We start from the raw sequence: 22,946 nt of genomic DNA, 5'->3' as shown, positions 1-22,946 counted from the left end.
GCTAATGTAAAACATTATAAACGTCTTTTAAATTACACTTATATATCGTTGTGTTAAATTATAGCTTATGGTAACAATAAGAGTCGGTGCACTTGCAGATTCTGGAGACCTTTATCCTTTTATCCCATTAATGGAGGGCAAAGTTAAACCAGAAGGGTTCAATTTAGAGTTTGAAGTAATACCTACTGTTCAAGACATTAATGAAGCGGTATTAAAGAAAGAGGTGGATGTTTCAGTTCCATCTGCTGCAATGTATCCATTCATACAAGATGACTACTACATTCTAAGTAATGCTGTAGCAACTGCAGTAGATGGTATAACTGGTATGCCAATTTTAGCAATAAAGGAAATGAGTGAGGAGGAAATAAAGAGAAGTAGATTAATAGTTCATGGACCAAACACCACCGCTTTCACATTATATAGGCTACTTATGGGAAAATATGGAAAATTAGTCATAATTAGAAGAGTATTGGATGAAATAAAAGCCTTGGGAAAGGAGGGAGATGTGTTAGTAGCAGTTCATGAAATAAAGATGATGTACGCTCTGAAGAAGTTGGGAATTAACGTAGTTAGAATAGGTAGTATGTGGGACATGTGGAAAGCAATTTCAAATAATACACCAATGCCTATGGGTATGGTAGTGATTTCTAAAGAGGTTGGGAAGGATTTGGCGATTAAATTCAAAGAGACTTACGAGAGAAGTAAGAAATATGCAGAAAAACACTTAGATGAAGTAATACCAAGAGATGTTCAAATAATGAGGGAATCACAAAAGGCAGAACTTGATGAAGAGATAGTAAGAAAGACAATTTGGGCTGATATACAAGAGTATAATGTTCCAGTCGATGAGGTAAGAAGAGGACTAGAGTTCTTCTTTAAGATAAGTGAGGAGAGAGGAATATTACCCAGAGTAAAGAGCATTGACTTGCTCTAATATTTTCTTTTTCTTAATTTCGGTTAAAGGAACAAGTATTACATCAACACAAGCTATATTATCATATTTCTTGATTATTCTCTTAGTTTTCCTCTTAATTTTATATGCTTTTTCAAGGCTTATATCTTTAGACAAACCTATATAAGCATATACTGCATAGAAAGATCCGCATCTCTTTAAATACAAGTTTAGTATAGGTATATTCTTTGACCTAAGTTCATTAATCAACTGAAACTTCATTGGAGAATCTATTGAAGCACCAAGTATGGATAGGACTGAATCTTTAATCTCTCTAACCACATCGCTTAAGGTAAATGTAATAATTGATAATGTTACTACATCTATTAAAACCGTATTTTGTACGATTAACGTTATGCCAGAAACCACTTCAGCTATAGTATCCAAAAAGGAGTGAACCATGTCGTTTTTAACTATTTGTATCTCAGCATATCTCCTCTGTATGAAATATAACGTGAGTGAGTAAATGCTACTTACGAATAATATAATCGAATACCAGGGTGAAATTGAAAAAGTTGTAGAACTATCAAACATGCTAAGTATTAAATTTACTGATAAATAAACAATAAATATGGATGCAGCCAAAATTACAAGACTTTCGAGATTATAGAGTCCCCAAGGAAATCTTCTAGATCTAGTATTTATTTTAACTAAAGTAAAATAAAAAAGAAGTGATATTAAAAAATCTATTAGCGTGTGATAAGAGTCTGCTATTAGTATATACGATTTAAATAGTATTCCAACGATAAACTCAAGCAGAAATATTGGAATGAGAAAAATGCTACTGAAAAGGAAAATGGTAGAGACTCTTCTTAGGACTTTAACTGAAATCAATTCTCATCACCACACCATAACTTATAGGAAAACAGAGTCTCTATTATACAATATTTATTAAATAATATGGGTATTTATAACTTACCAAGGAATGATAGCATGTTAATTAACTACATAAGACTTTCCCCGTGAAGGTACATTATCGAGGAACTACAATATTGGAATATTTAATGGCTAAGATAGTCTAATATTGTACCATAATCATCTTTAAAGCTTCAAGAACATCTAACCATGTGATGTCTTCTCTAGAGATAGATCTAGGACAAACTATAAAGGAATGTGCTTTGTTAGAGAATATTCCTCCATAGAGAATAGATATTTATCGCAACTTCCATGAGTTCCCCTCGGTTAGAAGAATTCAATATTCTAATATGACTAATAGCACCGTAAGTCACTGTTAAAAGCTTTCAGCAATGTTCTAATACTTAATCACATGTTTAATGGAAAAGGTCATCATCACACACTGGAATCGGATTCAATATAATTATTTCATAAGTAGCTAATACGCTAGATTGGGGGTTTTTTCTTATACCCTAGTATATATGATTTATTTCATAAATAAACTTTCGCATATATATTAGAGCAAAAGTTATAAATGGGAAAACATAAATTAAAGTGGTGGATTTACTTGAGCCAAAAGAAAAGTGAAATAAAGAGTTGGACTGATCTAATTAAGGCATTATTTACTGATGATAATTGGTATTTAGGAGGCTTTATAGTATTATTAATACTGTTCTTAATTTTTGATTTAATTGCTTTCACACCTCATTCATAGTTTTTTAAAATAAGTTTAAACGATAGCACGACTAAATATAAATAGTCTTTTTTACAAACTTTCTATAGACAGATTATGCCAAGAGTTAATATAGCAGCTGAAGCTGACCTAATAGAACAATTGGAAAGCGAGGCAAAAAAGAGGGGTTATACTATTTACTCTTTAACTAACGCTGCTCTTAAGGCCTTACTCAAACTGTTGAAGGAAGGTGAGGACGCTAATACACTAGAAAGTTTAGTAGATTATTATGCGATATCAAAGGCATTAGATATAGTTCCGGTAACGAGTTGGTTCCTTGAGAACTTAACCAAATTGGCCTATGAAAAAGATAGTAAACAGTATGAGAATATGTGTGAAGAAGTAGGAGAGCAAATAGGATCGTTCTTGAGATCAAAAGCCTCAACGCTAGATGAATTATTTGATTTTTATAATGCAATAAAAATTATCCTGCCCATAAGAAATGTTGCAATTAAAAATGCTGGTGATGTGATAGAATTTAGAATAACTGGAACCGGATTTAGTTTAATCTCCACCTTATGTGCAGGAAAGATATTCTCAAAAATCGCAGAGGCATATGATTTGTCAATACAAGATGTAGATGTAGTACCAGGTGGAATAGTTACCATCAAAGCTAAGGCCAACCTAAAATAGAGTTGCAGGCGGAAAAGATTCTGCATAAAACCTGTTGTGTTTCAAGCTGAAATTTGCTTATAGAATAGATTTTCTTAGCTAAACTCAAAATTTTTTCAGAAAAGTCTCCATGAGGAAAAGCTCCTATTCCCAAAATCCATTTTTCATCTAACTTACAGAGTTCTTCTGGATTTATTTTCTCTCCCTTTTCTGACAACACTACTAAATTATATCTAGCCGCAATTTCCTCTAGCGTAAGATTTGTAACTTCCATTAGACTCTCATTGCCATTAATAGGGATTCTGCCATATTTCAATAGTTGCTCCATTAAACCTATAAACCTCAAATAATTTTTAGGTGGCCTCATATTGGGATTTACCTTAATTATCTTAGATTGTATAGTATGTATAAACAGATTGCCTTTAATTACTGGATCGGTTAGAATTACAAGTAAGGCTTGATGTAAAATATCAGGTCTGCCTCTTTTATGGCTATTTTCTAAACTTTTCATTGCATGATAATGTAAGGAAATGTCTAGTAAAGTCTCTTCTGGTTTTTTATTCCTCCTTTTAGCGTTTTTAATAACAGCTGGATGATTAACTATTTCTTTTGGGACTAGTTCTAGACTAGTTTCCAGTAAGACAATATTTAAATGCATAGAATATTTTAACATAAAGGGGGTTTAGTAGTTATCGTGAGAATAAAAAACAAGATTAAGAAGAGAATTATTGAGCTTATTGAGCTGGCTTACATTACTGCAAGGAAGGGAGATTTGGAGTTAGCAAGAGAATATATAAAGTTAGCCGAAATGTATTCGAGAAAAGGTAGAGTTAAAATTCCTTTAAAGTACAAACGCATGTTTTGTAGAAAATGTTATACACCCCTTATTACTGGTGTGACCGAGAGAAGGAGAATTAGGTCAAAGATTTTAATTAGAACATGTCTTATTTGTAATTGGCAAAGGAGATATGTACTCTCAAGAAATAAAGGATCTAATAAAGAAAACTAGGACTGAAAGGGCAGATATAAGAATAGGCAAATATAGTGTAACTGAAGGTATGATAAATGAAATAAAAAGGAGATTAAATGAACATAAAGTGATAAAGATAAAAATAGGAATTAAGGAAATTGATGATCGAAAAGAATTCGCAAAAAGAGTTGCAGAGATGGTTGGAGCTAAACTTATAGAGGTAAGAGGATATACTTTTATACTAGCCAAAGTTGATAGCAATAGACAAGATAAAGATCAAGGGGCATTATAACATTAGAGGATTACATAAGACCACATTAGAAATAACTAAGGATCATTATCTTACGACTAGAGGAGACTGTATAATAGGAATATTAGCCAATAAAGGGGCAAGAGATCTAAGTGAAAGCTTCAAAAAGATTGCTAGAAACGATGAAAGTTTTATTTACGCGGTGATTAGGGTGAAAGAGCTCTTCGACATAATTCACGGTAGAGGTTCGTCTAAATTTACTTTTGAGAATCAAAATAAAATTATATTCAGAAAATCTACTTTTATAGAAGGATCAACAGTAATGATAAGGTCAGATAAAGCAGCAAGAGATATAAATAGAGAAATAATTAACTTGCTTAAAACTGAAGTTGAGGGAGAAGTTCATATTTTAGCATCTGACAACCCCCTTGAAGATAAAGAGATTCTTAGAATAGTCGTTGATCTTAACCCACTCAGTTTTACCTAAACTTGAATTTGCCTTATCTTTGGATTCGCACAAAATGTAAAATACGACATTTTCAGAAACTCTGCACAACTCTTCTTTGAAATCAATTATCAAAGTAGGATTATCTCCAAAAGATAACTTAAAGACCTTATCCCTAAATGGCAGATAATGCGCATCATATTGAACGATATCTATCATACCTTTTATCTTATTCAGACTTAAAGACTTCTTGAGCAGATACAATCCATCGATATTAACATCCCCAGCAACAACATAAGCCTTTTTTTTATGAGCTATATTTAGTGCAATAGCACCATAACCAGTAAAAGCATCTAATATGGTACTTCCTTCTTCAACAAGTTCCACATTTTTTAGTCTATCCCCAGAAAGAGAAGGATTAACATAAACCGTGACTATATCTACGTAAAATAATACTCCATTCTCCTTGTAGATTGTGCTGGATATTCTTTCTCCAGATAGAAATTCTAATTCATTTGTTCTTAATTCACCTTTTACCTTCTTTTTGAGATATACGGCCTTTATCTTAGGATGAGCTTGCATAATCTTCTGAGCAACTAAATTGTAATCAACGTTAACTCGTTTAGGAGTTACTATAGCTATCTCGCCTATAATGTAATAACTTCTCACGCCAGGGAAATACGCGTTAAGCCTTTCAGTCTTCATTGCATTTAGGAAAAAAGAATAATTACTTAGGTTTAAATTTGTCCATTTCCGAACTATGACCAGCAAATAAGGAGGCACTAGGCTCCACATACTTCTTTGCTACACTTATAGCAATAGCGGCATGGGCAAAACCCACAGCTATTAGCGCTAACTTGGGAGAACCTTCTAGCTGTACAATGTCTCCTCCAGCGTAAACACCCGGTAAATTAGTTTCCATCTTACCGTTAACAACAATGTCCCTTCCCTTCATGTTTACTCCCCATTTAGGAATGTTACCAAGATCACCTTTGTATCCTATACTTATAATTACACTGTCCACATCCAGCACTTTCTCCTCCTTTGTCCTATTATCAAATATTATAGCTTGCGTTACCTTATTACCATCCCCTTTAACTTCTTTTAGTTCGTGCCAAACGTAGACATTGGCGACCCTAAAGAGTTCCTTTACACTTCTCTCATGAGCTCTAAACTGATCTCTTCTATGTATTAATGTCACGGACTTAGCTACTGGGGCTAAATTTAATGCCCAATCCACTGCGGAGTCTCCACCACCTACTACTAATACCCTCTTGCCCTCAAAGTCTTTCTTTCTCCTTACGGTATAATAAACCCCTTTATTCTCATATTCAATCTCTCCTTTAGCTCCCAACCTTGAAGGTACTATTTTCCCTATACCTGCTGCAACAAAAATTGTCTTAGTTTTATATGAACCTTTATCAGTCTTAACTATCCACATGTTATCACTGGTTTTTTCTATCATATCTGCCCATTCATTAACTCTTATATCTGGACCAAACATTTTAGCTTGCTCAATGAGTCTTTGAGCTAATTCATAAGCTTGAATTCCTGCGAAACCACCAACATCATATACAATTTTCTCCGGATATAATGAAACTAATTGACCTCCCAACTCATCTTGAGCATCTATCAATAATGCTTTCATATCTCTTAATCCTGCATAAAAAGTTCCAAATAGACCTACTGGACCACCACCGATTATAACCATATCGTACTCATTCACTTACACACCACCTATTAGGTTGTAGTATTTATACTATTTAAACCTTAGTGCAAATTTTTATTACCAAATAACGTAAAGTTATATATGACTGATCAGATACAACTTGGTATAGTAATTTTAGCATTACCATTGCCTATTCTGACCTATTTATGGTTTAGATATTATAATATCATTATAAATGAGGGGACAAAATACGTTGGGGAGAATTACAGAGAGGAGGAAATATTCTTGTTACCTTCAAGCACTAAAACTGTCAAAATAGATGGAAAAGTATCCATTTTAGTATATGGAGTTAATCCTTGGATAACAATAAGAGTTAATGGTGGACCAAAGCAGAAAATCTTTAAAATACGCCTATTGAACGAAAGCGGAAATCTGGAGTTGATTAATGAGAGTAAAGTATTTCAAGTAAGAGTTAAATTGAGATATTCTGCCTAACTAACATTATAAGTGAAAAAAGTACTAGTCCGATGATATTAACAACAATCCACATATAATAACCTGAATATGACGCTAGAGGTTCAAAATTCATTCCAATTAAAATATTTAGTGAATTAACTACGGCTAATCCCATGGTTGCATTTGCGTCTCTTTGTAAACTAGCTATTATCGAGTACAGCACCGATATTGCTAGTTCATTAAAAATACCAGTTATTACTATACCTAGTAAATATACCTTAGTATAGAGAAGAAGAGAAGGAACTGATCCTAGAAGTGAGGAAATTATAAGGAGGTTGAACTTCTTGAACTTTCTATCTGCTAAAAATGTTAAACTTCCGCCTATAACTGAGGAAATAAGCAAGAGCGATGTAAACAAACTTGAATCAACTAAGTTTAGATGCAAGTAATAATATGCAAACGTCGGATATAATTCTCCTATAACATAATAAACTCCCCATATTCCAGCTATTGAAATCCCTAGAATTACGATTCTATTATCCCTAATTATTTTCCAACTTGGTTTTAGGTTTGGGTTATTTAAATTAATAATAAGTGAAAGAAATGTCAAAATTGATAGGACGTAAAATGATAAATAGTTCCCAAACATGGTATACCAATTTAAACCTATAAGACCTCCAACTGCAAAAGATGCATTATATATACCTAAAGCTAGCCCAGGGGAGTCCCTATTCAATGAAGCCAAAATCCCACCTCCAGTGGAAAAGAACATTGAGGCACCAATACCATCTGTTAGGTAAAATATTAATAATTCAATAAAATTAGAGGAAAATAATACTAATAATGGTGATATGCTCATTATAATAAGACCTAGGAGTAAAGTATTCCTCAACCCTATTTTAGTTGAAAGATAGGCAGAAGGTACTTGCATAATACCAGAGCCCAAAAAGAAGGAAAAAGGAATTAAACCAACACTCTGTAATGATAAACTGAGTTTACTTGCCAGAGAAGGTATTAGAGGTGCGAGATAAAACCAATGTATAGCGTAAATAACCCTGGCGACTATGATTTTTATGCCTTTCATTGTTGTAGTGGATGATTCAAAAATTACGATATTAAATTTTTCCTATACAGCCTAGGGAAAAGGAAAAGAATATTATAACTTTCAAGTATATATGTGAACAAAATGAGAGTTAAGATAGTGAGCAAACCTACTTCACAACTTAATAACATAATAGAAAAAATTAAGAATATTTCTACTAAATTGGGCTTTGAAGTAGTCGATAAGGATTTCGATTATGTTATTGCAGTAGGTGGAGATGGAACTCTATTAAGGGCCGTTAAGCAAAATAAACCAGTGATCGCTGTAAAGGCAGGAAGAAGAGGATTATTAATGGATGTTCCATTAGATAAGGTTGAGGAGGCTCTTTTGAGATTAAAAAAGGGAGATTATGAAGAGGAAGAATACATGTTATTAGAAATGATATATAATGATAAGGTAGAATTAGGATTTAACGAGGTAGGAATCTTATACGATAGACCAGAGGCCATAAAGGTTGGAATAAGTTTTGATACAGAAAGAGTCTCAGTGGAAGGGGATGGGGTTTTAGTTTCCACACCACAAGGAAGTAGCGGTTGGGGTATGTCTGCAACCAACTCCCTGTTATATAAAGACCTAAGTGCCATAGAGATAATATTTGTTAATCCAATTTTCTACTATCTGAGATCGGTTGTAATACCACCAAAGCCCCTAACCTTAAGATTGGAGGATAAGGGGTATCCACAAACAGCCAGAGCGGTAGTAGATGGCGAGGTTGTAACATTGATAAAAACTAACCAAGAAATTACGGTAAGGGTTTCCCAACGCAAGGCAAAAATCTTAAGATTTTTCAAACTAGACTTAATAGGAGAAGTATTACATGCATATCATATTTGATACCTCGGCGTTTCTAGCTGGACTACAATTGTCGTTAGATAGAGTCTATACCACACAGGAAGTCATAAATGAAGTTAAGGATAGATATTCTAGATTTAACCTAGAAATCGCTATATCGTCCGGAAAGGTAATAATAATGAAACCCTCTCCAAAAAGTATGGAAAAGGTAATTAAGGTATTAAATGTTACCAAAGAGAGAAAACTATCTAATACGGATATATCAGTTATAGCACTAGCGCTAGATCTGCAACCGTCAATCGTATTTACTGATGACTTATCAGTACAAAATGCACTTAAACATCTTGGAATACAGTTCTCTTCGGTGAAGATCAATAAAAAAATAGAAAAATCTTTCAAATTTAAATATATATGTATTGACTGTAAAAGAGAATTTGACATAGACCATAGAGAATGTCCATATTGTGGTGGAAAAGTGGTAAAAAGAAGAATAATGGAGTAAATATAGGGTGTGTTTCTTCTACCCATAAAAACAAATTAAAAAGTTATAACAAGTAAAAGATATGGACTACTATACACTTTACGATCTTTCCTTGAAAAAACCAGAAACCTACTGGGAAACCTTTGCCAATAAACTATCATTCTTTAAGAAATGGGAAAAAGTCATAGAAAAGAATAAACAACTACCCATAGCTAAATGGTTCGTTAACGGTACTACAAACATTGCATACAACGCTCTTAATCACACTGGGAAGGCCCTTATATTTTATAAAGAGGATAAATACAAAGGAGACGAAATAACCTTCAATGAGTTAAACAATATGAGCTCAATAATTGCTGGATTACTGTTAGATAAAGGGATAAGAAGGGGAGATAGGATTGCAATCTACATGCCTAACTCAATACACACGATAGCTACAATATTAGCTGCAGCTAGACTAGGAGTAATTTATACACTCATTTTTGCAGGATTAGGAATAAATGCTATAGTAAGTAGGATTTCAAATCTGGAACCTAAATTAGTAATCTCCACAGATAAGACGTTCAGAAGGGGAAAGGAAATAAAATTATACACTAACTTAGCTAATATAGTATTTCCAAGGGAGTCGCAATTTGATTATCCAAGAGAGTATAAAGAATTTGAGAAAATAGAAAGTAATGAACCATTAAAGATAATGTACACTTCTGGAACAACTGGAAAACCTAAAGGTATAATCTTACCACATGGAGCTTGGATGGTAGGAGACTACACAGTATTTGACTTAATGTTCTCATTAAAAAGTAATGATATAGTTCTAACAACTGCAGATGTTGGATGGATAACGTTTTCGAGAATAATGTATGGAACTCTAATGCATGGTTCCACATTGGCATTTATAGAGGGAGCACCAGACTATCCAACAGATAGATTACCGAAAATAATTAACGAGTTACAGCCTAAAGTACTATTTACATCCCCAACACTTCTTAGAACTTTGCAGAAATTGGATATAAAACTACCAAGAGTGGAGTTTATAGCCACTGCTGGGGAGATAATGGATGAAACAGCATGGAAATACGCATTAAGATTCTCTGATAAAGTTACAGATGTATATGGACAAACTGAATTGGGTTACGTAATAGGTTATCCATATGCATTAGATAGTGTGGAACCAAAAATAGGGTATGCAGGATTACCATTCCCTGGTGCAGTTATAGATACAGTGGACGAATATGGGAAAAGTTTAAGAGGACATGTTGGCCATCTGATAGCAAGAGGACCATTCCCTACTCAATTTATTGGGATTTGGAAAGACGAAGCCAAATTTTTAAGCTATTTTGAAAAATTCGACGGCCATGATACTGGGGATCTAGCCATAATTAACGAAAAGGGTTATGTGAAAATAGTTGGTAGAGATGATGATATGATAAAGATAGCTGGACATAGAATAACTAGTGGAGAAGTAGAAAGTGTAATAAATTCTTTGGAAGGAATAGTTGAATCAGCTGCTGTAGGAATACCAGATGAGATAAAAGGTGAAAAATTAGTAGTTTTTTACGTGGGAAACATAGACGAAAAAACAATAGCAACTAAAGTAAGGGAGATGTTAGGTCCCATATACGTTATTGACAAAATATACAAGGTTGAAAGACTACCCAAGTCTCGAAGCGGTAAAATAGTTAGGAGAGTTTTGAGGGATTTACTATTGGAAAAAGAAATAGATGAAACTATATTGGAAGACCCAGAAATATTAAAGGAGATCAAAAGTGAGATTAAGAGATCCGAGAGAATTTAGGGAAAACTTACCTGTTACGAGAAAATATGTTTATTTAAACCATGCGGCAGTATCACCTACCCCTTTACCGTCATTATTTGAGGCTTACAGATATTTATATGAAGTTGCAAATAGAGGAAGTATAGCTGCTAATGAAGAGGAAGAGGACGAACTATATCACATAAGGTCTAAAATAGCCAATTTGATAGGAGCATACCCAGATGAGATTTCACTAATTCCAAATACTAGTTATGGGGTAAACTTAGTTGCACATGGACTAGAATGGAAAAGAGATGATAATATAGTAACAGATAATCTCGAGTTCCCAACTGTAGTATATCCATTTTTGAAATTAGCGAAGAAAGGAGTCAAGGTAAATGTAGTAAAGACTAATCCTTATAACTTTGAGGAAGATATAATATCAAATATTAATAAAAATACTAGATTAGTTGCAATAAGCCATGTTAGTTTTAATACCGGCTTGAAAGTGGACGTTAGGAAAATTGTGAAAGCTGCAAGGGAGAATGACGCATTAGTCCTATTAGATATCATACAAAGTGCTGGTGCAGTCAGAATAAATGTAGAGGAACTTGGTGTGGATTTCGCTATCGCAGGAGGGTATAAATGGTTAATGAGTCCACAAGGGTCCGGATTTATCTACGTTAAAAGAGGACTAATAGAAGATCCACCGTTTTACGGATGGAAAACTAGTGCTGATTACTTGGATTTTAATCCAAATAAGTTCACATTAGAGAAAGGTCCTAGAAGGTTTGAAATAGGTACAGTAGATATAGCTGCAAACTTATCGCTTGCTAAGTCTTGCGAAATAATAAGTGAAAATATGGAATTGATTGAGAGTTCAGTAACGCATCTTTCCCAATTTGCAATTAGACTAGCAAAGGACCATAACATGGAGGTAATCACTCCAGACGAAAAGAGAGCTGGAATTGCCGTAGTAAAGGTTAAAAAACCGAAAGAAGTTGCAAAGGAACTATTAAGGGAAGATATAGTGGTGTCGCCGAGAGGAGAAGGAATAAGAATATCAACACACTTCTATAATACAGAGGAAGAGGTTCAAAAGACCATTGAGAAGATTTTAGAAATCGAGAGAAAACTTAACTAGAATTTTTAGCCATATATTTATCTATACTATTTATGGCCTCTTCAACATCTTCCATAATTCTTACAAGCATACTGTGTAATATTTCGTCATCAACATTATCTAGATTATTTACAATTTTAAGGATGTCAAGAAGTTCTTGAGCCAAAGTAGCTGAAATTAATCCTAACTTCATCAATTGAAATATCAAATCGTCATTAGAGGTAAATTTAATTATCTTACCAGCTTCTTGAAAAAGTAACTTCACTAAACCTTTAATCCCATTCTTAACACTTTCCTTTAATTTCTGATTACTTTTAAACTCCTCGAGACTTACTAATGTTCCCCTTTCAATCATTCTATAATACTCCCAGAAGCTCACAAATTTTTATATACGTGAAATTATTTATATGCACCGAAAATGATTAAGGAATATTATGGAGCGGAAACTTTCACCCTAAATAAAGACTTCGCCTACATATTGGTAATAGGAACTACTGACGTCAGTTTAGTCCCAGGATTAACCATAGCTGGGGCAACTCCAGAGTTAACTCACTTTACTCCTGCCGCTGACGCCGAATACGTACTTCTAGGTAAATGTAAAAGTATAAATACTATTCCAGTTAGTCCCACTGGAATACCAACTCCTGCTTTGTTAACAAGAGCGTCACTATCCTTCATAAACCCTTTAAAAGTTGTAGTAAATGCAGGCAGTAGAATACTCCCCAAGATTCCATATATAGATCTTCAAGGTGAGCCCGGAAAAGATATCAGGAAACAAGCGCTCTCCATGGAAAAAGTTAATAGCATAATAGAGAACGGTATCAAATTAGGCGAAGAATTATCTAACGAATATGAACTTATTATGATAGGAGAATCGATACCAGCGGGTACAACCACGGCCATGGCTACTCTTTTGGCATTAGGTTATGATGCTATGGATAAAGTGAGTTCTGCGTCTCCTGATAATCCGAAGGAATTAAAAAGAAAAGTTGTTGAAGAAGCTTTGAGGAATTTGCCAACAGATCCCTTACAAAGATTAGCTAAAGTTTCGGATCCCGTCCTATTGGGCGTAGCTGGAATATCTTTAGGATTTAAAGGAAAGATTTTACTAGCTGGAGGAACTCAAATGACAGCTGCAGCTGCTATAGTAAATGAATTCGATAAGAATAAGTTAAAGGATATTACAATTGGTACCACAAAGTGGATAGTAGAAGATAAGTTTGCAGACATGTTAAGTTTAGCAAAACAAGTAGGAGTTAAAGTATTAGCAAGCATGTTAGATCTTTCCATTTCCGCATATGAAGGGATAAGAGCGTATGAAAAAGGTTATGTAAAGGAGGGAGTAGGAGCTGGGGGATCAACAATAATGGCCCTCGTGAGAGGAGTTAGTAATAATACGTTAGTGAGAAAAATTGACGAGTTATATGGTGAATTAGTAGGAAGTAATAATTTACATATCTAGAAAAGATTTTTATTTCAATCCATAATTTTTTAAAAAGTATTAGTATTATAAAAATACTAAACAATGCTCTGCTATCAGTTACTGATATCATTACGTAATAGACATTAAGCTACTCTATGATATTCCTAGCTTATTTTTAGTATAAGATTAACTAGCTGATCGGCGAGTTGTTTAGAGATTTCCATAACTACATGAACAGAAGGCTTATCCATTGAAAACTTAAGAGGTGCAGAAAATAGAATAGTTTTATCATCACAAGAAACAATTGAAAAGGAAACTTGACTATCGATTTCTATAATTTTCAACTTTTCTTTGATCTTATCTCTGATTTGACTGACCTCTTGTACGAAGTTCTGAACACTCTCCCTCAATATACTTATTTGAGATAAAGCTTCCCTCCTCTTTCTTATTCCATAGTAAATCAGAAACCCTATAGCAATTAAAGATAAAGGAACATCATAATAGATGAGACTACCCATCATGAAATAAAGGATAATATCTATTATAGCAATGGCTATAGAAATGATTGAAGTGAAATAAATTATTTGCACGTAAATACTCTCATTTCTTCTCAGCTCCCTATATAATCTCTTCTCTTCATCTTTTTTATAAGCCTCAGACTGATTTTTCAACCATCGTGCCCAATCCTTATCAGCTGTTACTAGGACTGTATTAACTCCACTCGCTGCTCTAGTCAGTATTTCGGAAGCGGCTTCTTGATCAATACCATATGTAACTATTAAAATAGAAGAAGTAGCAGAGGCTAGCATACTCTTTATAGTCTCTAACAATCTACTGCTTTCCTCGAATTTGACACTCATATAATATATTGTGTGCAAAGAGTTTTTAAGGTATGATCTCAGTTGAATCAAGTAACGGATTATAATACAAATCACTAAGTCTTATATTGCCATCTCTGATAAGCTTTTCAATTTCTGGTATTATTGAGAGTACCGTACGAAGATATTCCTTGTTAACTTCATCAACAACTTTAAATCCCTCCTCACCCCAGTATCTTTCCTTTTGTGCATATAAGCATCTCCCACCACAATATCGTTTAAACTCGCATCTCTTGCAATCATCTGGTAATGGATCCTCTAAGAGCCTATACCCTAAATTTACGTTACCCAATTCAGCCCATTTTTCCCTTACCGCTATTGGACAAGAAAGTATTCTCCCATCTGGAGTAACTGTAACTGAGGAATATCCTGCACCACATGGAGAACCCTTATACCCCTCAAAGAAATGAGCACTAATTACACCTAATATGGGTATTATTTTAACAACCCTTCCCTTCCTTAGTTCTGAAAGGAAATACTCAGTCAGCCGTTTTATCCCATGCAAGTACGAAAAAGACCAACTTTTAAAATCCCATTCCTCACTCCATATTACATCTAATTGCCAATGTACCTTATCAAATAAACCTAAATCTATTAAATGCATGACATCAGCAAAGATGTCAGTATCTTGTGTAACTGCCATTCTAGCTATAGTTTCAACGCCTAGATCCTTAAGGTATTTCGCTGATCGCAAAACCGCTTTATAAATACCCTTACCCCTATGTTTGTCAGTAGTTTCCTCTCTACCATCTATAGATAACAACGCAACATTAATTTTTCTCCAATATTTTTCAGGAAGAAGTCTTACTGCAATACCATTAGTTTGTATGCCATATCTCTTAGCTCTTACGTTATCTAAAACGGTCATTATAAATTTGTAATTAAGCAATGGCTCCCCACCGTAGAATATTATTGTGGACTCCATGTCATTCTCTACCAGTCTTTTAAGTAAATTGATATCATATTTAACACCATAAGGTACAACATTAGCCGGAAAAGAACCTCCACAATAATCACATTTAAGGTTACATTTTCCCGTAGTCATTACAAGCCATAGCATAGTATACCAAAAGTGGACACGTTTTTATATGCTTTTTATATAACTTAGAGTAATCTTAGATGCAATTTCCTCTTGTGCCTTTTTCACACTGTAGTATAATTTCAGCATATGATAAATCGCTCTGATATGAGAGTCCAATGAAGTATGATTTAAGGGTCTAGATATGCGTATTTTAATAATCAAGGAGTTATCATCTAATTGTGCATATTGGAAGCCGAAGCTGAATATCAACGAGTTTATAATATCTATTCCGGTTAAATAATCTAATATTAATGAAGGGACTTCTATACTATTATCGTTTATTCTTAAATCTAACCTATCAATCCATTTTTCTGGTGTGTAGAGAACTTCTTTAAGTTTGCCAACTGAGGGGAGCTGGATGGAAAATGAAGATAATATATCATCTTTAAGATCATAAACAGGATATATTAAAATACCGTAATCAGCAAACTCTTTTACAATATACTTTTCATTGGCTTTATCTTTTACGATTGACCACTCGTCCCTTTCCTCTTCTATGGTAAAGTGTTCTAGCTCATGCCTGAATGAATAAATATTTAGGTAAATTTCCACTGAGGTACTCTGCATATATTATATTATCAGAAGTGGTCCTTATATCATCTATCTATAGCACTCGACCTCATCATCTCAGCGTCACACCTCCAATCATCAATCTTTAGGGGTAGAACATCAGCATCATCTTTGTATCTTTCACTTCTCCCTTAAAGGTTTTACTATATATCTTTTACCCCTCCAATAGACCTCTCTCCTATTCCAGTTAAACACCACAAGAAATAACGCATAAGGTATTGCTACTATAGTCATAAGTGACGCAATTAGCGCTTGTTTAGGATATTTCGCTCCTCTAATTACATTCTTAACTATCCATAGTAAATAGGGGGTAAAGGTAATTATATTGAGATAAACGAGAGAGTAAATTAGAATTAAAGTGAAAAACGTTCCTGCTACCAAATACGCCTTTGCTCCTCTAGGCGAGTAAGCTAAAATAGTAATTATCTGTCGAGATGACCATCTTATGAGACTATCCTCGTCATAAACATTAAGGGGAATTGCGCTCATAACGAAACCTATTTTACCACCTCTTCTCTTAATTATCCTAGTCAATGTGCAATCGTCACACCATTCTTTAGAAAGCTCGTCTAGAACTTCATTATCAAAGAATTCCCTTCTTAGCGCCATTGAACCTCCCCATAAAAATCTAGAGCTCTGAAGTGATTGAGATTCAAAACCTAAGGTCCAAAATCCAGCTCTTATAAGATTGCTTAAGGTGATTCTAGAAGGGGAAGGCCAAGAAAACGTAGTAGTTGCTTCATATTTATCTAATGGTGAAATTAAGTTTCTAAGCCAATATCTAGGATACCATGTATCTGAATCTGCGAAAACTATAACATCATTAGAGGCCCTTAAAAGACCTGAAATCTGGGCCCTAATTTTCCCACTACATGAATCACAATTGAAATCTGAGTAAACGATCTTGACGTTGTACTTTTTTAGAACATTTTCCACCTCATCTCCCTTATCTACAACGTATATTACCTCATAAGGATATGGGTAATCTTGCGAAAGCAAAGACTCTATGTTCCTTTCTAATCCAGTATCTATGCCCTTTATTGGAACTATTATTGATACTTTACCTATGAAGCTTCCTTTCACTGTCTTCCACATTTTGATTTCGTTATATGTCTGCAGAATTATTAACATGTCAGCCCCAAATACAAGAAGGTAAAGTATTAAATCATAATATTCCATTAGTATCGAGTGATACAGTAAGGTATTTAAGCATTGAGGATAAGTAATACTGTGTACTCGGTACTACTGAATCCTAGCAATACGGAAATTTATTCCTTCTTAACAGAGAGAATTTATAGAGAACTCGTAGTAATCTTCGCTACATGTAAGGTGAATTATAAGGGAAGAGCTGAATCAGTAGCCTCGGAATCTCCTAGGTTAATAATATTGAAACCGGATGGCACAGTGATAATACATGAAAGTGTGAAAAGGGAACCGTTAAACTGGCAACCACCAGGGACTAAAATAGAGATAATGAATGATTATCCATTGAAGATAGTAGCTCAAAGAAAAAGACCAAAAGAAGTAATAGAGATAGATTTGAAAGAAGTATTTTACATAACGTCAGCTGAAGTAAAGGATGGAGATTTCGTGATTAAAGGAAGAGAGATTGACATAGTAAATACTATTATTCAAAATCCCAGTATGATCGAAGAAGGATTTATCCCATTAACCAGAGAGTATAATACACCTTATGGGAAAATAGATCTGGTGGGGTTAGATAAAAAAGGTAATTTCGTAATAATTGAAGTAAAGAGAAGTAAAGCTCAACTGAGTGCAGTCTCACAATTATATAGATACTACTTACACATAAGAGAAACAAAAGAAGAAAAGGTAAGAGGGATACTCGTAGCACCGGATTTAACTACTCATGCAAGAGAACTATTACAAAAATTAGGTCTTGAGTTTATCAGATACGACATACAGAAGTATTCTGGTTACTGAGATAATCGTTGTTTAAGATAATCTATAACTTCCGTATATTTTGCATTGAGCGTCCTATAATCCCTCAAGAATTTAGAGAATCCGTTCATGTCAACCTGAAAACTTATACAATCATTAGAAAACAAAAAAGAATCCGATTCGTAGGTGTTGGATAAGGCTAAAATAGCCTTAATACAGCCCTTTTCATTTCCTAGTATTAATTTCAACTTCTTTACTACATCAAATTGAGATGAATGCTTTGCAAAGTCATTAGTCAAATGGATTAGAAAATAATCTAAACCATAATCTAAACAGCTTAACAATGAGAAATTAAGATTAAATATTGCTTCTAGGTTATCATTTAGAATTTTCACTGGAATATTATACATTATAGCCAGGTTGTTTATCTCATTTGACATATTTCCCTTGATATTACTAATCGTATTAGAAATGTGCACTCTGGCATCATGATCCTTCAAAACTCTTAAGTTATGCATATCAATTAGCCTATTACCATCATATGATATTCTAATATTATCTGATGAAAATAACGATAAATTATATTTTCCGTTAAAGAGATTAAAGGACATGGAATAATTAGAAACATTAATTTCAATCTTTATGCTCCCATTCTTGACACACTCCATAAGAAAACTGGTATCTCTTATCCAGCTCATTTTTAGTACACCGTAGGGTCTTTCCTTAAAGAGGCCTCCCAGAAGCCTATCTCGAACCTTACAGAATCTACAAATATACTTAGAAGACCTTCAGTAATATTTACCTCGTTTAAGGCATCAAGAATAGCCTCAACTCTCTTCTTATATTCATTTGAAGCATAAAATGAGGCCCACGTTTTATAGAGCTGGTGAGGGGACTCAACTACATAATCACCAATTATACTGTATCCAAACATACATGGAGTCCATGCAACCAAAAATTTATTCCAATCTAGATTAGCATAGTAGTATAGATGTCTCGTATAGGCGTAATTTATTAGATTGTATCTAGTTTTAACTATCTCATCTCTAGAAATACTCAACTCAGAATAAAGCTTACTATGAATTTCTAACCCCTTATCCCGAGTGGAAAAAACTAAATTAAGTACCTTAGTAACTTTATCAATAGGACCTTTACTTGAGGCAATCAGCAATGCCCTTAGCATGTCCTCTACGTATTTTCCATCCTGTATTAGGTAATATCTAAAGATATCTAATGGAAGAGATCCATCTCTCATCTTAAGTACGAATTCGTGTTTAACATACCTATTCCATAATTCTCCTACGCTTTCAATCAAATTTTCAACATTACTCATTATAGACACCTATTTTAGCCTTGCACCACCGTGAGCTGGTATTACCACACCATCTACCCAATCTGATTCATCAGTTAAAAGCCAAATAATAATCCTAGCGAAATCCTCTGGAGGTGCCATATCATCACCCAATTTTCTAAACTTTTTCCAATTTCTTTCAGGTTCAAATTCTCCGCTTATGGTAGTTGGAGCAATACCGTTAACCCTAATTCCCCTCCCTAATAATTCAGAGGCTAAAATCTCGACCTCCTTAGCCAGGCCAGCTTTAGCTACTGCATAAGATAATTGATCAGGAGAAGCCTTGCCAATACCACTCATTGATGATACTAAGACTACACTAGAGCCTTCCTTAAGAAACCTTAGAGATGAATTGATCACATAAAGAGGAATCTTTATTTGATTAGTTAACATCTCTTCTAATCCGCTAAAATTATCTATTGTGTCCTCAACATACCCACCAACAGTAACCACTAAATGGTCTATTCCGTTAAGGAGAGATGCGCACTTATCTATGACATTCCTAGCACCGTCAGTACTAGAGACGTCACCAGCTACATAATGGATATTACCATACTTACTTAGAGTCTCTTTCATTCTCTTTAGCTTGTTCTCATTCCTCGAATTTATGCAAACTTGTGCACCCTCTTTTAATGCGAAATAGGCAGTGGCGTAACCTAAACCCTCGCTTACACCTATAATAGCTACTTTCTTATTGTCTAACCTTCCCATACATAAAAAATGTTAAAGCTTAGTTTTAAGTAATTGTTTAATCTTTTCCTCTTCACTTACTGGCATACTACACGTATTGCCTATACAAACATATGCTCTACTCTTTCCCGCATTATATTTTATCATAGCCCTTATTACTGAACTAACGTAATCAGTTCTACTGTCATCTACCCTTTCAACTAATTTAAAGGGATAATAGGTAAGTAACGCAGTTCTATGCAATCTTTCAGCTAGTCCGTCCTTTTCATCAACCACTACGATATGAGCCATACCATTAATGTAACTCGAGATAGTATTAACTATCCCAGCAATAAATTGAGAATTTTCAGCAGTTAGAGAGGGAATTAGAGGTTTAATTTTCCCTTCATCAACTTTAAACTCATCAGATAATAGAGATAATTTGAATAATGCCCTAATATACATTGAATTTGCAGACTCATTAGGCATGTCAGTGAAATTATTAGGCTTAATATCTCCAATATTCCTACCAAGTTCAATTGCCAAATCATAATACCTTTCTTCACTTAATACCTCGTATGCGGAGATACTTGCTAAAAGTGCTGCAGCATAATCTTCTGGTAATCCAGCTTTTCCACCATCTAACCTCCTGCTAACGCTTTTTCCTAACTTACTCAGAACAAGCTTAGCCTCCTCAATACCCTTGTTTAAAATTAATGAGGAAAACAGTATAGATTCAGTAAGCTTTGCGTTAGGATAAGTGTATGTACTATCATCTCTATATGGCATTTTCCTATTTTGCTCTCTATACGTCAATAGTTTGGCCCTTATCTCACTTACCTTCTCTATTATCTCATTTACTTGTAAACCAGTTACCTTAGATAGCTCCCTAAGTTCAGTTGTTCTCAATAGAACTTTCCTGCCCTCAACTTCTACAGTATTCTTTAGGTCGAATACCCTTATCGCAATACCGTAATCATTTCCTAACGCACCTTTAAGCTCATCCTCAGTCCACGTATAGTACTTACCCTCCATACCTTCACTATCTGCATCTAAGCTATTAGCAAAACCTTTCCCATCCATGTATAGTTCTCTTAAAACAAAATCTACTGAATTTCTTAAGGCATCGAGAATTTCTATGTCATTAGTTGCCGTATAATAAGTAAAATAATCGTAAATCAATTCGGCATTATCTATAAGTAGTTTCTCAAAATGAGGTAACTTCCATTCTCTATCAACAGTATATCTATGAAATCCTCCACCAACTTGATCAAAAATCCCGCCATAATACATTTTCCTTAAGGTGAATAGACCAAGTTTTTTACCTAAGTCATCTCCCCTAGTAGCACTGTAGTTAAGGAATAGTAAATCCACAAAAGGATGGGGAAATTTAGCGCCAAACCCTAATCCACCATATTCAATGTCAAAATAGGATGTTATATAGGAAAACGCGTCATCTAGAACACTTGAACTCAGAACTCCACCACTATTCCTAGCAATTAGCATATTAGGGTCTATTGAAGATGAGAATATTTGATTTCTGTCTTCTCTCCATATTCTCAAAATCTCTAACAATAATTTCTTAAAGCCTATTCTTCCATACTTATCTTCTGGAGGAAAGTAAGTTCCACCAAAGAAGACCTTTCCCTCGGGTGTCATGAATATGGTTAGAGGCCACCCAGACTCACCTGTTATGGCCATGGCTGCGTTTTGTAGAAGTCTATCCAGATCGGGCATTTCATCTCGATCAACCTTAACTGGAATGAAATTTTCATTAACTATCTTAACTATTTCTGGGTTTGAATAGGTATCTTCATCCATGACGTTACACCAATGGCACCAAGCAGCACCTACATCAATAAGTATCGGCTTATCCTCCCTTTTCGCAATTTCAAATATTTCGTTAGACCAGGTATACCAATTTATTGGATGATTTACCGCTTTCCTCAAATAACCGCTTTGAGAATTCCTTAATCTCTCATTCATTCTAATATTTTTAGTAACGAGTTCACATTTAAAAGTTGTTATCAAACATTAGTATCTTGGTCTTTTCTAGAATATATTTTATATAATACGAAAAATCCTATTGCAAACAAACTAAGTCCTACTTCTGTGTAATTTACTATAGGTTTAACAGAACCAGACTTTAGAAGAATACTAGAATTACCAAAAAACGCTGTAATTGTTGAGTTACCATTAACCGTGTACCAAATAGTCATGGTATTACCACCGTTTGACCAATTAAGAAGATCTCCACTAGCCTCAAGAAGAACGTTAGACCCATTATATAATTTAACCACAGAAGAGTTCCTAACTGCAATAATAGTACCATTATTTAATTCAATATAAACTGTACCCTTTCCAACTACATCAACTTTCAAAAAGGCATAACTAGGAATAACGATTACTGTGAGGTTGAATTCAGAGTAATTGGACAGATTAACGTTTAATTCATTAGTATTATTGCCATTAATAAGCATAGAATAGGAATAGGGGGCTAAAACAAAAGCTTGAATCCTTAAATTTGAACTATTTACGTTTAGAGTTTGATTGGAAGAAACCAATTTGACACCATGGGAGTCAGAAAACAGTAATGTAACCGGAAAGGGACTTAAAATTTTTACATTAACTACGTATGCGTTACTAATAATATTTAGCGTAAATACCAATACTGTAAACAATATAAGGATTTCTGCTCCTTTAGACACAATGATCCGGCGTTTAATATCTAACAGTCAGTGAAGCGTAACTGATAATAGTAACTAAAAATAATGATTATAATGTATGAGGAAACCAACCTTAACTGAAACGTGATGATGGGTTGTTTCCCTGATATACTA

28 protein-coding genes are annotated in these 22,946 nt (G+C 34.2%); 13 read left to right on the top strand and 15 right to left on the bottom strand.

All coding sequences use genetic code 11. The annotated features are described in order from the left end of the window. Nucleotides 1-67 precede the first annotated feature (67 nt). On the top strand, nucleotides 68-934 hold the full coding sequence (locus J5U23_RS05310) for a menaquinone biosynthesis family protein (protein WP_218259781.1): 867 nt from the start codon (nucleotides 68-70) through the stop codon (nucleotides 932-934). Here J5U23_RS05310 and J5U23_RS05305 read toward each other — a convergent pair. Continuing rightward, a complete protein-coding gene (locus tag J5U23_RS05305) occupies nucleotides 902-1,786 on the bottom strand; it encodes a cation transporter (RefSeq protein ID WP_218267187.1) in 885 nt (294 codons plus the stop codon). The two genes, J5U23_RS05310 and J5U23_RS05305, sit on opposite strands and share 33 nt — an antisense overlap. Nucleotides 1,787-2,381: 595 nt before the next feature. On the opposite strand from J5U23_RS05305, the gene J5U23_RS05300 reads away from it, so the two are divergent. Beyond that, on the top strand, nucleotides 2,382-2,561 hold the full coding sequence (locus tag J5U23_RS05300) for a hypothetical protein (protein WP_218259777.1): 180 nt from the start codon (nucleotides 2,382-2,384) through the stop codon (nucleotides 2,559-2,561). A 75-nt stretch (nucleotides 2,562-2,636) separates the two neighbouring features. Beyond that, nucleotides 2,637-3,212 carry a hypothetical protein gene (locus tag J5U23_RS05295; RefSeq protein ID WP_218259776.1) on the top strand — a complete coding sequence of 192 codons (576 nt, stop codon included), beginning with the start codon at nucleotides 2,637-2,639 and terminating at the stop codon, nucleotides 3,210-3,212. Here the strand turns inward: J5U23_RS05295 and J5U23_RS05290 are convergent. Further along, complete coding sequence (locus tag J5U23_RS05290; protein WP_218267186.1) at nucleotides 3,193-3,864, bottom strand: 16S rRNA methyltransferase; 672 nt, start codon at nucleotides 3,862-3,864, stop codon at nucleotides 3,193-3,195. The genes J5U23_RS05295 and J5U23_RS05290 overlap by 20 nt on opposite strands. 21 nt (nucleotides 3,865-3,885) lie before the next feature. On the opposite strand from J5U23_RS05290, the gene J5U23_RS05285 reads away from it, so the two are divergent. From J5U23_RS05285 to J5U23_RS05275, 3 genes are read left to right on the top strand one after another with little or no spacing between them, the layout of a single operon-like run. After that, nucleotides 3,886-4,200 (top strand): ribonuclease P protein component 4, encoded by a 315-nt coding sequence (locus J5U23_RS05285; protein ID WP_012710221.1) that lies wholly within the window; start codon nucleotides 3,886-3,888, stop codon nucleotides 4,198-4,200. Next, nucleotides 4,160-4,453 carry a YhbY family RNA-binding protein gene (locus J5U23_RS05280; RefSeq protein WP_218267185.1) on the top strand — a complete coding sequence of 98 codons (294 nt, stop codon included), beginning with the start codon at nucleotides 4,160-4,162 and terminating at the stop codon, nucleotides 4,451-4,453. Before J5U23_RS05285 ends, J5U23_RS05280 begins: the two co-directional genes overlap by 41 nt. After that, on the top strand, nucleotides 4,413-4,898 hold the full coding sequence (locus J5U23_RS05275; RefSeq protein ID WP_218267184.1) for a DUF371 domain-containing protein: 486 nt from the start codon (nucleotides 4,413-4,415) through the stop codon (nucleotides 4,896-4,898). The genes J5U23_RS05280 and J5U23_RS05275 overlap by 41 nt, the downstream gene beginning before the upstream one ends. Here the strand turns inward: J5U23_RS05275 and J5U23_RS05270 are convergent. Together J5U23_RS05270 and J5U23_RS05265 are read right to left on the bottom strand one after the other, a co-directional pair. Further along, nucleotides 4,821-5,561, bottom strand: coding sequence for a class I SAM-dependent methyltransferase family protein (locus J5U23_RS05270; RefSeq protein ID WP_218267183.1), 741 nt, complete (start codon nucleotides 5,559-5,561; stop codon nucleotides 4,821-4,823). The genes J5U23_RS05275 and J5U23_RS05270 overlap by 78 nt on opposite strands. Before the next feature lie 22 nt (nucleotides 5,562-5,583). After that, nucleotides 5,584-6,582 (bottom strand): NAD(P)/FAD-dependent oxidoreductase, encoded by a 999-nt coding sequence (locus J5U23_RS05265; protein WP_218259771.1) that lies wholly within the window; start codon nucleotides 6,580-6,582, stop codon nucleotides 5,584-5,586. Nucleotides 6,583-6,666: 84 nt separating this feature from the next. Here J5U23_RS05265 and J5U23_RS05260 point away from each other — a divergent pair, with 84 nt between their 5' ends. Continuing rightward, nucleotides 6,667-7,020 carry a hypothetical protein gene (locus J5U23_RS05260; protein ID WP_218259770.1) on the top strand — a complete coding sequence of 118 codons (354 nt, stop codon included), beginning with the start codon at nucleotides 6,667-6,669 and terminating at the stop codon, nucleotides 7,018-7,020. Here the strand turns inward: J5U23_RS05260 and J5U23_RS05255 are convergent. Then, complete coding sequence (locus tag J5U23_RS05255; protein WP_218259769.1) at nucleotides 6,998-8,065, bottom strand: MFS transporter; 1,068 nt, start codon at nucleotides 8,063-8,065, stop codon at nucleotides 6,998-7,000. The two genes, J5U23_RS05260 and J5U23_RS05255, sit on opposite strands and share 23 nt — an antisense overlap. 102 nt (nucleotides 8,066-8,167) lie before the next feature. On the opposite strand from J5U23_RS05255, the gene J5U23_RS05250 reads away from it, so the two are divergent. The 4 genes from J5U23_RS05250 to J5U23_RS05235 all read left to right on the top strand — a co-directional run bounded on the left by J5U23_RS05250 (nucleotide 8,168) and on the right by J5U23_RS05235 (nucleotide 12,253). Continuing rightward, complete coding sequence (locus tag J5U23_RS05250) at nucleotides 8,168-8,917, top strand: NAD(+)/NADH kinase (RefSeq protein ID WP_218267182.1); 750 nt, start codon at nucleotides 8,168-8,170, stop codon at nucleotides 8,915-8,917. Continuing rightward, nucleotides 8,901-9,377, top strand: a complete 477-nt coding sequence (locus J5U23_RS05245; protein WP_218261360.1) for an NOB1 family endonuclease — start codon at nucleotides 8,901-8,903, stop codon at nucleotides 9,375-9,377. The genes J5U23_RS05250 and J5U23_RS05245 overlap by 17 nt, the downstream gene beginning before the upstream one ends. Before the next feature lie 61 nt (nucleotides 9,378-9,438). Then, nucleotides 9,439-11,151 (top strand): AMP-binding protein, encoded by a 1,713-nt coding sequence (locus tag J5U23_RS05240; protein WP_218267181.1) that lies wholly within the window; start codon nucleotides 9,439-9,441, stop codon nucleotides 11,149-11,151. Then, complete coding sequence (locus J5U23_RS05235; RefSeq protein ID WP_218267180.1) at nucleotides 11,123-12,253, top strand: aminotransferase class V-fold PLP-dependent enzyme; 1,131 nt, start codon at nucleotides 11,123-11,125, stop codon at nucleotides 12,251-12,253. Before J5U23_RS05240 ends, J5U23_RS05235 begins: the two co-directional genes overlap by 29 nt. Here the strand turns inward: J5U23_RS05235 and J5U23_RS05230 are convergent. Continuing rightward, the gene (locus tag J5U23_RS05230) at nucleotides 12,246-12,587 is read right to left on the bottom strand and encodes a hypothetical protein (RefSeq protein WP_218267179.1); all 342 of its coding nucleotides are present in this window, start codon (nucleotides 12,585-12,587) and stop codon (nucleotides 12,246-12,248) included. The genes J5U23_RS05235 and J5U23_RS05230 overlap by 8 nt on opposite strands. Nucleotides 12,588-12,650: 63 nt before the next feature. Between J5U23_RS05230 and cobT the strand changes: the two genes are divergently transcribed. Continuing rightward, nucleotides 12,651-13,694, top strand: a complete 1,044-nt coding sequence (gene cobT / locus J5U23_RS05225) for a nicotinate mononucleotide-dependent phosphoribosyltransferase CobT (protein WP_218261355.1) — start codon at nucleotides 12,651-12,653, stop codon at nucleotides 13,692-13,694. Nucleotides 13,695-13,819: 125 nt separating this feature from the next. Here the strand turns inward: cobT and J5U23_RS05220 are convergent, their stop codons facing one another. The 4 genes from J5U23_RS05220 to J5U23_RS05205 form a co-directional block, all read right to left on the bottom strand. Beyond that, nucleotides 13,820-14,515 carry a hypothetical protein gene (locus J5U23_RS05220; protein ID WP_218259762.1) on the bottom strand — a complete coding sequence of 232 codons (696 nt, stop codon included), beginning with the start codon at nucleotides 14,513-14,515 and terminating at the stop codon, nucleotides 13,820-13,822. Between the two features lie 25 nt (nucleotides 14,516-14,540). Beyond that, complete coding sequence (locus J5U23_RS05215; protein ID WP_218267178.1) at nucleotides 14,541-15,593, bottom strand: radical SAM/SPASM domain-containing protein; 1,053 nt, start codon at nucleotides 15,591-15,593, stop codon at nucleotides 14,541-14,543. A gap of 24 nt (nucleotides 15,594-15,617) precedes the next feature. Next, the gene (locus tag J5U23_RS05210) at nucleotides 15,618-16,181 is read right to left on the bottom strand and encodes a hypothetical protein (RefSeq protein ID WP_218267177.1); all 564 of its coding nucleotides are present in this window, start codon (nucleotides 16,179-16,181) and stop codon (nucleotides 15,618-15,620) included. Nucleotides 16,182-16,304: 123 nt separating this feature from the next. Continuing rightward, nucleotides 16,305-17,363, bottom strand: coding sequence for a glycosyltransferase (locus tag J5U23_RS05205; protein WP_218267175.1), 1,059 nt, complete (start codon nucleotides 17,361-17,363; stop codon nucleotides 16,305-16,307). Between the two features lie 51 nt (nucleotides 17,364-17,414). On the opposite strand from J5U23_RS05205, the gene nucS reads away from it, so the two are divergent. Continuing rightward, on the top strand, nucleotides 17,415-18,128 hold the full coding sequence (gene nucS / locus J5U23_RS05200) for an endonuclease NucS (RefSeq protein ID WP_218260224.1): 714 nt from the start codon (nucleotides 17,415-17,417) through the stop codon (nucleotides 18,126-18,128). Here the strand turns inward: nucS and J5U23_RS05195 are convergent. From J5U23_RS05195 to J5U23_RS05175, 5 genes are read right to left on the bottom strand one after another with little or no spacing between them, the layout of a single operon-like run. Beyond that, nucleotides 18,122-18,784: a hypothetical protein gene (locus J5U23_RS05195; protein ID WP_218267174.1), complete on the bottom strand. Its 663-nt coding sequence runs from the start codon at nucleotides 18,782-18,784 to the stop codon at nucleotides 18,122-18,124. The two genes, nucS and J5U23_RS05195, sit on opposite strands and share 7 nt — an antisense overlap. Before the next feature lie 2 nt (nucleotides 18,785-18,786). Further along, entirely contained in the window at nucleotides 18,787-19,428 is a 642-nt protein-coding gene (locus J5U23_RS05190) for a TenA family protein (RefSeq protein ID WP_218267173.1), read from the bottom strand. Further along, on the bottom strand, nucleotides 19,429-20,148 hold the full coding sequence (locus tag J5U23_RS05185) for an SDR family NAD(P)-dependent oxidoreductase (protein ID WP_218267172.1): 720 nt from the start codon (nucleotides 20,146-20,148) through the stop codon (nucleotides 19,429-19,431). A gap of 12 nt (nucleotides 20,149-20,160) precedes the next feature. Further along, nucleotides 20,161-22,092 carry a thioredoxin domain-containing protein gene (locus tag J5U23_RS05180; RefSeq protein ID WP_218267171.1) on the bottom strand — a complete coding sequence of 644 codons (1,932 nt, stop codon included), beginning with the start codon at nucleotides 22,090-22,092 and terminating at the stop codon, nucleotides 20,161-20,163. Between the two features lie 41 nt (nucleotides 22,093-22,133). Then, complete coding sequence (locus J5U23_RS05175; protein WP_218267170.1) at nucleotides 22,134-22,814, bottom strand: hypothetical protein; 681 nt, start codon at nucleotides 22,812-22,814, stop codon at nucleotides 22,134-22,136. Nucleotides 22,815-22,946 lie beyond the last annotated feature (132 nt).

The organism is Saccharolobus shibatae B12, assembly GCF_019175345.1.
Taxonomy (GTDB): Archaea; Thermoproteota; Thermoprotei_A; order Sulfolobales; family Sulfolobaceae; genus Saccharolobus; species Saccharolobus shibatae.
This window is presented reverse-complemented; position numbering and strand designations above follow the sequence as displayed.